This window comes from Paenibacillus sp. (genome assembly GCF_048976745.1).
Classification (GTDB): Bacteria; Bacillota; Bacilli; order Paenibacillales; family Paenibacillaceae; genus Paenibacillus.
Genome location: NZ_JBHGUU010000006.1, coordinates 1,216,294 through 1,228,962 on the forward strand (window position 1 = coordinate 1,216,294; position 12,669 = coordinate 1,228,962).

A 12,669-nucleotide genomic window follows, 5' to 3' on the forward strand; every position below is an offset into this window, starting at 1 on the left:
AATGAATTCGCTAGATAGGTACAAGCGACGGATTAAGTCCTTTGATGTGCATCTATGATTGAAGTGCTGCACAAGCGAGAATCTCGTCGGTCGTGCGGATTCGGCCGATACGTGGGAAGATGACTTTGCTTACGTGCTCATGTTCTGCCTCGCTGAATCCGGTCATGGCGTCGATCGCAAAAATTACCTGGTACCCATGAGCAAATGCTTCTCGCGCCGTTGTATCAACTCCGATCCCTGAAGCAATTCCGCAGAGTACGATCGTAGTAATGCCTCTCCGACGCAATTGTTGATCCAGATCCTTCCCGTAAAATGCACCCCACTGACGCTTAGTAATTAGATGGTCGTTAGCAGTGACTCCAATTTCAGGCACAATTTCATCCCAACCAGGCACCAGTTTGATCGCTGGAGGTTCTTGATCCAACATGGGACGAGGCATGTCTTTGAAATCTTTCGAAGAAACGCGTACGAGTCCAACAAAAGCACCTGCCTCACGGAAAGTTTGAACCATGGCAGAGGCACGTTGGACAACTTGTTCTGCCGAATGAGGGGCGTATTGGTTTCCAATCCATTTCTGTAAGTCGATTACGATTAAGGCCGTTTTAGAAAATTGATATAAATGCTCTTTCATGTTAATCACACTCCAGTTTCAGTTTGTACATCAATGACTATTAGTTCAAAATTATGAACATACAGTTCTTTGACTCTATGTTCATAATTTTGTACTATGAGTTTAACGTTGTCAAGAGGAGATGCATGAGCATGAGCGTAACGAAGCAAGATATCATTTATTCGGCTTCTAAGATGTTTAAAGAAAAAGGTTATCTGGCCACATCCATTCAGGAAATTGCCCAGGACTGTTCCATAGCAAAGGGCTCCGTGTACAAATATTTCCCATCTAAAGAGGATTTGTTGTGTGAGGTTTTCGACCAATGCCAACTGGCCTATTTTGATCAGGCCGAACGTTTGAAGGATATCGGAACGGGAAGCCCTCAGGAGCGACTTGTGGATCAGATCGTATTTCGTTTTCAGTATTTCATGGAATATCGTCATATTATGGTGGATTTCATTGATCTACCGATTACGCAATACGAAACTTTTCGCAAATTGAGGAACCACGTTCGTGAGCGAATGATGGAGTGGCACAGATCATGGCTTGTAGAAGTCTATGGTCATGGAATCAAACCGTATCTCTGGGATTTGATCTTTATTTACCGGGCAATTCTTAAAGATTATCTGCAGCGCGTCATCTCCGAAGAGAATCTATTGTCCGTTGAGGATACAGCTTGGTTTATCGTTGATAAGATGGATGCGTTAGTCAACCACATGTCCAAGTCAGGTTCGAACGGACTACTTGGGAAAAGCGCATATGAAACATTTATTCATTCAGGCTCAAACGACTGGGATGGTGAAAAAGAACGGATTACCGAAGAGTTGCTCGGCAGAGTGATTGCTATCATTGAGGCATGGAAGGGTGGGGCAGAGCGCCGTAAGGAATTGCTAGAGATTGTTCAATTGTTGAATAGCGAGATTGATCAGACTGAGTCAAAGAGGTCGGTTATTCAAGCATTATGTGCTTACTTGGAACAAGAGAAAGAACTAAGAAGTACAGTTATTCAGTTAAAGCAAACCCTCCTTTCGTAGGTTAGGAATATTAGTGTAGGTAAAAGAAAATGTTTGCGTGACGATTATTCCAATGATGATAACTAGAATTAATTAAATCCAAACCCCCGAGTCAGCTGTCTATATAACAGGAGGTGAACGACAATGATCGATGCACAGCAACAAATCAACGCCGCACAAAACGGAGATCACGATGCCTTCGTTTCTCTTATAAAGGATCGAACGGATAAGCTGCACCGAGTGGCTCGCCATTATGTACGGGAGTCCAAAGATGCGGAGGATATCGTTCAGGATGCCCTGGTTAAGGCTTATGAGTCACTGCATACGCTGCAGCAAGCCGAAGCGTTTGAGAGCTGGCTTACCAGAATTGTGGTGAACCGGGCGCTCAATCATTTGAAGAAATCCAAGCGTGTTCACCTGAGCGAAGACCCGCAGTCGCAAGAGCCATTGGTCGTTAATGATATCGACCAAACCCTGGATCTGGAGCGTGCATTGGCCAGTCTGAATCCGAAGCTGCGTCAGCTCCTGTTCTTAAAATATAAGAAGGACCTGACCCAGCAGCAAATCGCCCATCTCCTGGATATGCCATTAGGTACTGTAAAAACACAATTACGGAAGGGGCTGGAACATTTGCGCAACGAAATGGTTCAAGATTTTCTCGAACGAGACCTGGATACATTACGCCTGCAGTTAAGACAACAGGCAGAGCACCAGTTTGCCGTTTCAACGGATTATGATCTGATCGTCAATGACTATCAAGAGAACACCATGAGGGGAACAGGGAGGGGAGAAGCAGGATTTTTATGGGTTAAAACGGGGAGTGATGACGCCGTTTCTGCCACGCTCTCCAGGGACGGAAACTTGCTAGACTATGCCATTTCCTGGGCCTCATTGGACAATGAGACACGGCTATCTGAGGAGGAGCTCAAACAGCAGGCAGAGCAATTCCTGGAAGATCATTATCCCGGCGCACTGCGTGATTTTCCGTATTGTGAGATGGAGTGGATGGAAGGGATGTTTGGGTACACACGACAGCAGAAGGCGATGGGGCTGCCGCTTCCTGAGACGGGATGCCTGATTATGGTTCACCCCAGCGGTCGCGTGGTCGGATTTAGGTACTACGGGACCGTTTCAGGGCCAGCACTCCCAACCATGATCACACCAGAAGAGGAACAGATGGCGTGTATAAAGGAGAATTTTTTGCTACATGTGGAATATTGCGTATTGGACAAAGCCGTGTACACGGATGGTGACGATCAGGTCCATCTTGTTTACGCCCCCCGAAGTAGAGGACTAATCTATACTGCATCATCACAGGAGGAAGTTCCGACAGCCTACAGGGCAGAAGCTGTCCCCTCCGACCCAAGAACACTGGACGAGTGGCCAGGTGAGTTCCCGCCCGCACAAAGCCTGGAAGAGTGGATTGGCATAGACAACGACCAATTTCAGTTAGTACAAGACGACAATATTGGCTCGAACACCAAGCTGATGGTGTGGAAGCCACAGAATAAAGAGCGTTCAGCCAAGAATGACCGGTCTTGGAAGGCCTATTGGGCTGATCAGATGGAGGGAACGGTCAAGGCACGAGTAGACAGCCACACCGGACAACTGATTGACTTTGTTTCGCATGGTAAGCCAGATCAACTAGCTCCATTAACTTGGGATCGAGACGCATGTATAGAAGTAGCTATGGACTATGTCCGAGGACTAGCAGCCGACATGTTGCCATATCTCAAGCTTCTAACTGAAGAGACCGACGACGAAGATCGTTTGGAAATCATTCGCTTTGGTGTATATGTTCAAGACGTATCTGTCAGGGATGAATGCTATCAACTAGCTGTTGACCGCTCTAATGGGAGGGTCAAAAGTTTGATGTCCCCCTCCATAAGGCCAGAACAGTTAAAGAAGCTGGAGACCGTGCCTTCATTTGATTCCCAGACAGCCATCCTCCGATGGACGGCACAGGCCAAGCTGCGTCTGCAATGGGAACGGATGCACAATGCTAGGGCGGAAGAGGCCCCTTACGAACTAGTGTATCGAATGATTGGTAGTGAGCACGAGCGGACGCCAGAAGTGCTTGATGCGCATACGGGGAAGTTATACGAAAATACTTTTTACTGACAAACAAAAACATCTAGCCCGAAACTAAGGGCTGGAAGGCACTCAAAAGCCTGCGGACGTAAGAACAGCATTGGAAGGAGGTTGGTATCTATTTCAAAATGCCCATCGATGGTTCCTGATGGAAGGACGATCCCATCCTTTCTTCCTATCCACCGTCCCTAGCGAAGGAGTTTTGAGAAAGCCAGAGAAGCGCTCTTTGCGTTCAACCGTAATATTGCGCGGGGACAGCATGCTGCGAAAGTATTTGTTTCTGGTGGTGCTCCAGCATGTGTGTCACCAACCGGACTTCAAGCGCTGGCATAAGCAGAATGTGAAAAAGGGGGATGGGCAGCAACATTTCCCCATTGAAGTCGCTATTATAGCGGCTTTTTTAACTTAATTGAGCGAGTAAAAAATAAATAATAATTGCATCTCGGTCTTGTATGCGATATATTGCATACAAGAATATCTGTATAGAGGATGAAAAACAATGCCTATACCTAAAGATTTTGCTTTACCAGTCCGTATGTCCGCAAAAGAAAGAGCGTTTTCTCAGATTCAGCGATGGATTATTGATGGAACACTGCAACCAGGTGAAAAGCTTATTGATGCAGAAATGGCTGAATCGCTTGGAGTCAGCCGGACACCGATTCGCGAGGCATTTCAGTTACTCGAAGTTCAAGGTCTCGTGTCTATGCATCCAGGAAAAGAAACAAAAGTAACGAATATTGAGAAAAACGATATTTTCAAGATGTATTCAACCATGGCTGCTCTTCAGTCCTTAGCTGCTGAGATTACCGCCCAAGTTATTATTCCAGAACAGATCGAGAAACTAAGATCCATCAATTTGGAATTTGCTAGTTCCATTAAAAATGGCCAAGTTTATCAGGCCATGGAGGTGGATGAGCTATTTCATAATTATATTGTGGAGCTCTCAGATAATCCTTATGTGGCCACATTTAATACATCTCTTCAGATTCACATTAGGCGATTTAAATATGTGTTTTTAAAACAACCTATTAAGGCAACACTTGCTTCAGTCGAAGAGCATGATTTGATCATTAGAGCTTTTGAAGGCAAGAATAGCGAAGATGCTCACGTGCTAATGAAACAAAATTTTATTCGACCGATGCAGGAACTGAACGAAATACTTTGAAGTGAGGGATAAAAGGACATGGAAAATAAAAAAGATCTTCGTATTCGAAGCAAGGTAATCAGTGAAGGTGCTAACCGTGTACCGAACAGAGCCATGCTGCGTGCAGTTGGTTTTCAGGATGATGATTTTAAAAAGCCAATGATTGGAATAGCGAGTACTTGGAGTGAGGTAACGCCGTGTAATATGCACATCAATGATTTAGCGGTGCAAGCCAAGCAGGGCGCACGTAATAACGGCGGTGCTCCACTAATTTTTAATACGATTACCGTTTCAGATGGGATTTCGATGGGGCACGGCGGGATGTTGTTCTCACTGCCAAGTCGGGAAGCTATCGCGGATTCGATTGAAATTGTGACCGGAGCGGAGCGATTTGACGGCGTTGTTGCAATCGGTGGCTGTGACAAGAATACGCCTGCATGTCTGATGGCTATTGGACGGATGAACATTCCTTCCGTTTATGTATATGGAGGAACCATTCAACCGGGTAATCTCGATGGTAAAAAAGTGGATATCGTTTCCGCTTTTGAAGCGGTTGGTCAATATCAAGATGGCAAAATAACAGATGAACAGCTACATAAGGTCGAATGTAGTGTTTGCCCAGGTCCAGGCGCTTGCGGAGGCATGTATACCGCGAATACGATGGCAGCTGCTGCAGAAGCCATGGGGATGTGTTTGCCTGGTTCTTCTTCGACATCAGCGATTTCAGCGGATAAAGCAAAGGAATGCGAAGCAGCCGGTAAACAGGTCATCTCACTGCTTGAACAAGAGATCTATCCAAGAGACATTATGACGAAGAAAGCATTTGAGAATGCAATCACTGTTGTCATGGCTCTGGGGGGATCAACCAACGCCTTTCTGCATCTGTTAGCTATTGCGCACTCGGTAGAAGTCGATTTAACCTTGGATGATTTTGAGCGAATTCGCTTGCGTGTTCCTCATTTGGCGGATCTGAAGCCAAGTGGTCAATATGTGATGCAGGATTTGAACGATATCGGTGGCGTTTCAGGGGTAATGAAGCTATTGCTTGCTGAGGGATTACTTCATGGGGATTGCCTCACGGTAACAGGCAAAACGTTGGCGGAGAATTTAGCAGAAGCTGCTCCACTTCCGAATGATCAAGAGATTATACGTCCGCTCGATAATCCGCTGAAGCCAGATGGACCATTAGTTGTACTTCGAGGAAACCTCGCTCCTGAAGGCGCTGTTGCCAAAATGTCAGGTATGAAGATACAACAGTTTTCCGGCCCGACTAAGGTGTATGATAGCGAAGATGAGGCGACAATAGCGATTATGAATGACGAAATTAAAGAAGGAGACGTCGTGGTCATACGTTACTGTGGTCCAAAGGGTGGACCAGGCATGCCTGAGATGCTTTCCGTTACAGCACTCATCGTAGGCAAAGGACTCGGCGGGAAAGTTGCTCTCATCACAGATGGTCGATTCTCGGGTGGCTCGCATGGATTTGTAGTTGGTCATGTATCACCTGAGGCACAAGTCGGCGGACCGATCGCTTTGCTTCGAAATGGAGATATGATCACCATTAACAGTGATATCCAGGAGATGAAGGTTGAGGTATCAGAAGAAGAGTTAGCGGCTCGAGCGAAAGCGTGGGTACAACCTCCGCTGAAAGTAAAATCTGGAGTACTCGGCAAATATGCCAAATTAGTTTCCTCTGCTTCAAAAGGTGCTGTAACAGATTTGATGGAATAGAAAAGATTGAATTTTTAAAACCCGTTAATCAGAAAAGATTAGCGGGTTTTCTGTTGACAAGGATTGAAGTGGGCAGGTTGAAAAGATATTCCGATTAATGCAGGTTTCTATCAGGGATTGTAGCGTGATGTTGTCATCTCAGAGAATTTAGTTGATAATCATTATCATTCATGTTATATTATTCACCAGTAAACAAAATATAAGTAAATATTTAAAAAGACTATATTATTAAAAAGATATTTTTGTTTACAAGTAAACAAGGAGCGATCAAAGGATGACTTCAAAAGATCGAACAAAACAGTTGCTTTATGACCAGTTTATCCGTTTTTTACATGTATATGAGAACCACAAGGACACAGAAATCGAGCATTTCCTGAGTGTCGCCCAGCGAGAAAGCATCGAGAACATTCCTCAGCATTTGACCGCGGTTCATATGATAGATTGCATAGGCAAACATGAGCCTATTAATAACACGGGTATTGCCGAGGCGATGAACCTGTCCAAAGCAAGCATCACCAAAATTGGCAACAAACTGCTGGAGGAAGGATTCGTCAAACGCACAAAAATGAATGACAACAAGAAGGAGAGTTATTTCCGGTTGTCACCGCAAGGCAAAAAGATCTTTGAACTGCATGAACGTCTGCATGTACAAGAGACTGAACGCTTCTATCGTACTCTCGACAAGTATTCAGAAACAGAGCTAAAAGTAATCCATCAATTTCTGCAAGACAGCAGTATAAATATTGAATCCAGATCAAACGAAGGAGAGTGAAGCATTTGAGTCTGGCGGAATTGATCAGGGCGCGCAGGAGCATTCGTAAATATAACTCTACGCCGGTGGATCAGGAGTTAGTTGTTGAATTACTGAGCAAGGCTAATCGGCTTCAACCATTTGCTCAGGCTGACTCGTGGCGTGTGGTATATGCCGGCACTTCAGAAGCACGCAAACGGTTGGTGGACTGCATGTTGGAACAGATGTCACAAAGCAGGCTCGGCAAACTGATTCCTGGGAAACTTCTGGATATTTTCAAAAAGAGATTTACCGATATTCCTGCGCACGTCATTGTTATGTCGACTGTAGGACCGGATCGGCTGACTAATGACCGCAATTATGCGGCTGCCTGCGGGATGATGCAGAGCTTCCAACTGATAGGTTGGGAACATGGGTTAGGAATGCTATGGGATACAGAGTCCATGATGCTGCATGAAGGTTTTTTCAAAGGAATTGGTCTGCGTGAGGATGAAAGATTTGTTGGCATTCTTCATATAGGATATTACGATAAAGCGCCAAAAAGTCGGAAAAGAACGCCAGCCGAGCAGAAGTGGACCGTCTTGCGAGGACCGTCTACCTAAGAGGAGGATGTAATATGAAATTGTCAGATCTGGAAGGAGACATGCATACTCCGAGTGAGTTTTTGGATCGACCGGTATCGCAAGAGCTAATTCTTGAATTGCTCAATCATGCCGTATGGGCGCCAAATGATGAACTGCGAGAGCCGTGGCGATTTATATTTGCTGATAACCGGCATGGGGACATCATGCAGGGATTGCAGGAGCAGGCTCCCGCGTATCTTCTGGTCTTGGTGAAGGAAGAGGCGGATCAACATAAGCGGGAAGAGGACTTTGCAGCTGTCTGCTGTCTAATTCAAAATTTCCGATTGCTGGCTCATGAGCAGAGTCTAGGTGTACGCTGTACCTTGCATGACTGGATGTACGACCCGAGCCGTACTGAAATGTTTGGTGTACTGAGTAACGAGCGTATTGCTGCGGTTCTTGAATTGGGATACAGTGCAAGTCAGCCGAAAGAGAATACTGAGCTACCGGAGACTGAGCTTCATTTTGAGCTTCTCTAGGGTGGAGAGGATTCCTGATGAATGCTTTGTACAGCGAGAGCAAAAATAGGGCCTATTTGCAGAATTAATAGATGTTGAGGACGGTATTGCTAGGCTTAAATCGGTTAAATAAGCCGATTATCTTCTGCAGGTGAAGATTATGACCGGCTGTCTCTGTTCAAATAAAGGGCAGAAAAGTTGATTATCAGGAAGTTCAAACGTAATTATAATATAATAACGGACAAAAGGAATCATCATAGTCCAGATGGTCACCGAGGACATATTGTTAATGGAGACCAAGGCCTGCCAATCAGATGATTGACGGGTACGGATACCTTCCAAAGAAATCAATCATCTGACAAATTGTACACATGCTAAATTTCACAGCGTTTAAAACATTAGCTTGCTTTAATGAGTCAAACATATAAAAAAGATAGACGGTATTCCTTGATTCTAATGATCAGGAAACCGTCTATTTTTTTTGAAAGGGTTAGGAGACAAAAATGATCATATATCGCATCTTGTTTCTAGGGACATTTCCCATGTGGATTAGTGGATTGCGGAAGGGATTCGAGAAATTAGGACAAAAGGTGAAATAATTGCACCAAAGGCCTATGGTGAAGGATTGACAGGCATTATACGGTTGTTTATTGTACTTATATGTGTAAAAATATATTTTATATATAAAAATATAATGAATGAATTGGTGATGTGATTATCATGAGTACGAATGATCGAATACCGTTGTACCAACAAATTCAAGACTACATCCGCAAATTCATTGCTTCCGAAAATATGAAGCCGGGTGATCGAATACCGACAGAGAAGGAACTCATGGATCAATTTAACGTTAGCAAAATTACAGTTGTGAATGCCCTGACAGGTTTGGCTAACGAGAAATTGATTGCACGCGTCCCGGGGAAAGGAAGCTTTGTCGCGGAAGGCACAGATGCAGCAGACACCGCATTTTCTGAATCTCCGGCAGTAAAGGGAGACAGATCGAGTACAAGAATGATTGGGGTGATCATGCCTACGATTCACGACTACTTTGCGATTCGACTCATCGAAGGGATCGAGCAGTCACTCCATCAGGAAGGTTATCGCAGCATGATCATGCTGACGCATGGCAATATCGAGAAAGAAAAGGCTGCGATCAGGGAGTTAAAGGCACTTGGAACTGAGGGGCTGTTAATCTTTCCTGTGGATGAAGGTAACTATAACGAGGAGATTCTCGGCATGAAGTTATCCGGCTTCCCTTTTTTGCTGATTGACCGATATTTGCCTGGCGTCGAAACCCATTACATTGCGGCTGATGGACGGTTGGGCGTGAGGCTGGCCGTTGAACATCTATGGGAGCTTGGACATCGTGATATAGCGATCTGCTCGGATTCTCCATTGCAAACCGTCACGGTCCAGGAGCGGATTGATGGTTATATTGAAGCACTGAAGGATAAAGAAGCATTGATTAACCCTGCACATATGATTACAGATTTCAAACCGTTGTCTGTTCTGAAGGATGCAGAAGCCCATCCATTGTACCGATATATCAGCAACAAGATGGTGACTGCTTATATATCGCTTAACGGAAGGCTGGGGGTTCAGATCTATCAAATGGCTAAGCAAGCCGGTCTTCGCATTCCCGAAGATCTATCGATTGTAAGCTTTGATGACCCCACTTCCATCGTGGAGGAATTCAGTATTTTTACGCATGTAAAACAATTTGAGAGAGAGATGGGAATCCGCGCAGCCAACCAGCTTCTCGAAGTCATTCGGAATAGCCGCGAGATTACGGGCTTCAGCAAAATTCTGATTGAACCTGAACTTGTCGTTCGTCAAACGACGGGAAGCTGTCCCTAATCATCATTTCAATGCTTAAATTCAAGTCTTTTCCGTAGATGTACGGAAAGGGCTTTTTTATTTTTTCTCAAAAAACATATTGAATATATTCTTAATGTATATTATATTTTATGAAATGGTGAATATTTACAACGGAAGACCAATCCAACAGGGGCAGGGAGGTCATAGCTGTGGTTAGAGATCGGAAAGAAGAACGAACCGGATTCCAGGAATCAGCACCCTATCATCCTGATTATGATCTGCAAACGGATTTTGTCATGGTCTATGGAATGGACGATACGATGCCGCAACGTATTCAGGAATGGAAGGACAAAGGGTACGTGGTTCATTTAATGACAGGAGTAGCATGGGGGACCTATAACGACTATCTGGACGGGGAAGTAGACGGGGAAACGCACTGGGATGAAGCACAGATGGATCGCGATGGCGAGATGATTGTCCATGGGAAGGAACCTATTATTCCTTACATGGTCCCAACGGTTTCCTTTGGTAAATATATCGCTGAACGCATACGTGCAGCTGTTGATTCTGGCGTTGAGGCGATCCATCTGGAAGAGCCTGAATTCTGGGTAAACGGGGGGTACTCGGAATCGTTTAAGAGAGAATGGCAGTTGTATTACAAAGAACCCTGGAGTCCGCCTCACTCCTCACCCGATGCACAGTTTCGGGCTTCCAAATTGAAAGCGTATTTATACACACGTGTGTTAGACCGATTGTGTACCGAGATGAAAGATTACGCTCTGAAACGTTACAATCGCATCTTGCGATTCTACGTTCCGACCCACAGCCTGATCAATTATACGCAGTGGCGAATTGTTAGCCCGCAGTCTCGATTGATAGAGCTTCCCTCCGTAGATGGATATATTGCACAAATCTGGACCGGGACATCACGAACACCGAACGTGTATGAAGGGGTGCGCAAAGAACGCACTTTTGAAACCGCTTACTTGGAATATGGTGTCATGCAAGAGCTTGTGCGGGGTACAGACAGACAAATGTGGTTTCTGCATGACCCTATCGAGGACAATCCGAAATATACATGGGCCGACTATAAACAGAATTACCTGAAGACCGTTGCTGCTTCCCTGCTTCATCCCGGGGTTTCCCATTACGAGGTCGCACCTTGGCCACGAAGAATTTTCAAAGGAACTTATCCTTCCGATGAAGGCACGCATAAAGAGCGGATTCCACCTGACTATGCAACGACATTGCTGCATGTCATGCACACGCTTGGCAACATGGATCAGGACCGGATTGAAATGGATGGTGAATTTCCCTGCATTGGTGTATTGATCGCCGACTCGGCCATGTTTCAACGCATGAAGCCTGAGCCGGAGGCACCGAATGCTGGAAAATATGACGGTACAGATCCGGAAGGATTCCAAGCGGATGGCGATACGGAGCTGCTGGATTTCTCTTCATTCTATGGTCTTGCTCTGCCATTGCTTAAACACGGAATACCTGTGAGACCGGTCCAGCTTGATAATGTGAGGCGCTATCCACATTACCTTGCTCCATATCGTGTCCTGCTGTTGAGTTATGAGTACATGAAGCCGGAGCACTCCGATATCCATTATGCACTGGCCCAATGGGTACAGGACGGTGGTGCGTTGATCTATGTAGGAGACGACAGCGACCCCTATCACAACATCCGGGCATGGTGGAATGATGACCAGCGCAGGGAAAGCACGAGTGCCATATATAGCTCACCACGCGAGCACTTGTTTGAACAGCTAGGGCTTAAGGGAGAACAGGAAGGGATTCATCCTGCGGGCAAAGGGGTGGTGCATTGGCTTCCGGTACATCCGGCAGCATGTACGTCAAGTAAAGCGAGTGCAGATCAACTTCGCCAGACTGTGAAAGAAACATGGGAGAGACTACAGGATTCCAACTTCCGATGGGAAGCCAAGCATTATTTTAAAATCAAACGCGGGCCCTACATCATAGCCTCTGTCCTGGAAGAGTCCATATCCGAAGAACCACTGGTTATCCCAGGTCCGGTGGTGGACTTGTTCGATCCTGACCTACATGTTCGGCAAGAAGTAAGGCTCGCTCCTGGTGAGCAAGCACTGTTATACGACATTACGGCCGGAAGGGCACAGCAAGACAAGGTGAGCCTGATCTCTGCCTCTTCCAGAATTGAAGATCTGACGATAACGAATACAGGTTTTCAATGTGTAGCCAAGGGTCCGACCAACATGCAGGCCACCGCCAGATTCTATTGCCCATTTGAACCCATATCCGTTTGCAGTATAGATCAACACCAGATTGTACCTGCCGAATGGAAATGGGATTCAAAATCCAAAACCGTACTACTGAACTATGAGCATGGCAGCAAGAACAAGGTGGAGATTCAAGTAAGGTGGGATCTTGAGAATGCAAAAGCTTGAT

The 12,669-nt window shown here is 45.5% G+C and carries 11 protein-coding genes; 10 read left to right on the forward strand and 1 reads right to left on the reverse strand.

The features are described 5' to 3' along the window. Positions 1 to 52 precede the first annotated feature (52 nt). Positions 53 to 631, reverse strand: coding sequence for an isochorismatase family protein (locus tag ACE3K2_RS11990; RefSeq protein ID WP_421890061.1), 579 nt, complete (start codon positions 629 to 631; stop codon positions 53 to 55). Positions 632 to 762: 131 nt separating this feature from the next. On the opposite strand from ACE3K2_RS11990, the gene ACE3K2_RS11995 reads away from it, so the two are divergent. The 10 genes from ACE3K2_RS11995 to ACE3K2_RS12040 all read left to right on the forward strand — a co-directional run bounded on the left by ACE3K2_RS11995 (position 763) and on the right by ACE3K2_RS12040 (position 12,668). Continuing rightward, positions 763 to 1,644 (forward strand): TetR/AcrR family transcriptional regulator, encoded by an 882-nt coding sequence (locus ACE3K2_RS11995; protein ID WP_421890063.1) that lies wholly within the window; start codon positions 763 to 765, stop codon positions 1,642 to 1,644. 123 nt (positions 1,645 to 1,767) lie between these two features. After that, positions 1,768 to 3,744 carry a sigma-70 family RNA polymerase sigma factor gene (locus ACE3K2_RS12000; protein ID WP_421890065.1) on the forward strand — a complete coding sequence of 659 codons (1,977 nt, stop codon included), beginning with the start codon at positions 1,768 to 1,770 and terminating at the stop codon, positions 3,742 to 3,744. Positions 3,745 to 3,916: 172 nt separating this feature from the next. Next, positions 3,917 to 4,123: a hypothetical protein gene (locus ACE3K2_RS12005; RefSeq protein ID WP_421890067.1), complete on the forward strand. Its 207-nt coding sequence runs from the start codon at positions 3,917 to 3,919 to the stop codon at positions 4,121 to 4,123. Positions 4,124 to 4,213: 90 nt separating this feature from the next. Beyond that, positions 4,214 to 4,879, forward strand: coding sequence for a GntR family transcriptional regulator (locus ACE3K2_RS12010; protein WP_421890069.1), 666 nt, complete (start codon positions 4,214 to 4,216; stop codon positions 4,877 to 4,879). Positions 4,880 to 4,897: 18 nt separating this feature from the next. After that, on the forward strand, positions 4,898 to 6,589 hold the full coding sequence (gene ilvD / locus ACE3K2_RS12015) for a dihydroxy-acid dehydratase (protein WP_421890071.1): 1,692 nt from the start codon (positions 4,898 to 4,900) through the stop codon (positions 6,587 to 6,589). A gap of 274 nt (positions 6,590 to 6,863) precedes the next feature. Then, positions 6,864 to 7,361, forward strand: a complete 498-nt coding sequence (locus ACE3K2_RS12020; RefSeq protein WP_421890073.1) for a MarR family transcriptional regulator — start codon at positions 6,864 to 6,866, stop codon at positions 7,359 to 7,361. After that, positions 7,358 to 7,942: a nitroreductase family protein gene (locus ACE3K2_RS12025; protein WP_421890075.1), complete on the forward strand. Its 585-nt coding sequence runs from the start codon at positions 7,358 to 7,360 to the stop codon at positions 7,940 to 7,942. The genes ACE3K2_RS12020 and ACE3K2_RS12025 overlap by 4 nt, the downstream gene beginning before the upstream one ends. Before the next feature lie 14 nt (positions 7,943 to 7,956). After that, positions 7,957 to 8,442 (forward strand): hypothetical protein, encoded by a 486-nt coding sequence (locus ACE3K2_RS12030; RefSeq protein WP_289372572.1) that lies wholly within the window; start codon positions 7,957 to 7,959, stop codon positions 8,440 to 8,442. 699 nt (positions 8,443 to 9,141) lie between these two features. Next, positions 9,142 to 10,278 carry a GntR family transcriptional regulator gene (locus tag ACE3K2_RS12035; RefSeq protein ID WP_421890077.1) on the forward strand — a complete coding sequence of 379 codons (1,137 nt, stop codon included), beginning with the start codon at positions 9,142 to 9,144 and terminating at the stop codon, positions 10,276 to 10,278. A 170-nt stretch (positions 10,279 to 10,448) separates the two neighbouring features. After that, positions 10,449 to 12,668 carry a hypothetical protein gene (locus ACE3K2_RS12040; RefSeq protein WP_421890079.1) on the forward strand — a complete coding sequence of 740 codons (2,220 nt, stop codon included), beginning with the start codon at positions 10,449 to 10,451 and terminating at the stop codon, positions 12,666 to 12,668. Position 12,669 lies beyond the last annotated feature (1 nt).

What these genes read in the sequence shown, in the direction of transcription:
- ACE3K2_RS12035 (WP_421890077.1), top strand. Translation starts at nt 9,142, where the DNA reads ATGAGTACGAATGATCGAATACCGTTGTACCAACAAATTCAAGACTAC.
- ACE3K2_RS11995 (WP_421890063.1), top strand. Translation starts at nt 763, where the DNA reads ATGAGCGTAACGAAGCAAGATATCATTTATTCGGCTTCTAAGATGTTT.
- ilvD (WP_421890071.1), top strand. Translation starts at nt 4,898, where the DNA reads ATGGAAAATAAAAAAGATCTTCGTATTCGAAGCAAGGTAATCAGTGAA.
- ACE3K2_RS12000 (WP_421890065.1), top strand. Translation starts at nt 1,768, where the DNA reads ATGATCGATGCACAGCAACAAATCAACGCCGCACAAAACGGAGATCAC.
- ACE3K2_RS11990 (WP_421890061.1), bottom strand. Translation starts at nt 631, where the DNA reads ATGAAAGAGCATTTATATCAATTTTCTAAAACGGCCTTAATCGTAATC.
- ACE3K2_RS12020 (WP_421890073.1), top strand. Translation starts at nt 6,864, where the DNA reads ATGACTTCAAAAGATCGAACAAAACAGTTGCTTTATGACCAGTTTATC.
- ACE3K2_RS12030 (WP_289372572.1), top strand. Translation starts at nt 7,957, where the DNA reads ATGAAATTGTCAGATCTGGAAGGAGACATGCATACTCCGAGTGAGTTT.
- ACE3K2_RS12010 (WP_421890069.1), top strand. Translation starts at nt 4,214, where the DNA reads ATGCCTATACCTAAAGATTTTGCTTTACCAGTCCGTATGTCCGCAAAA.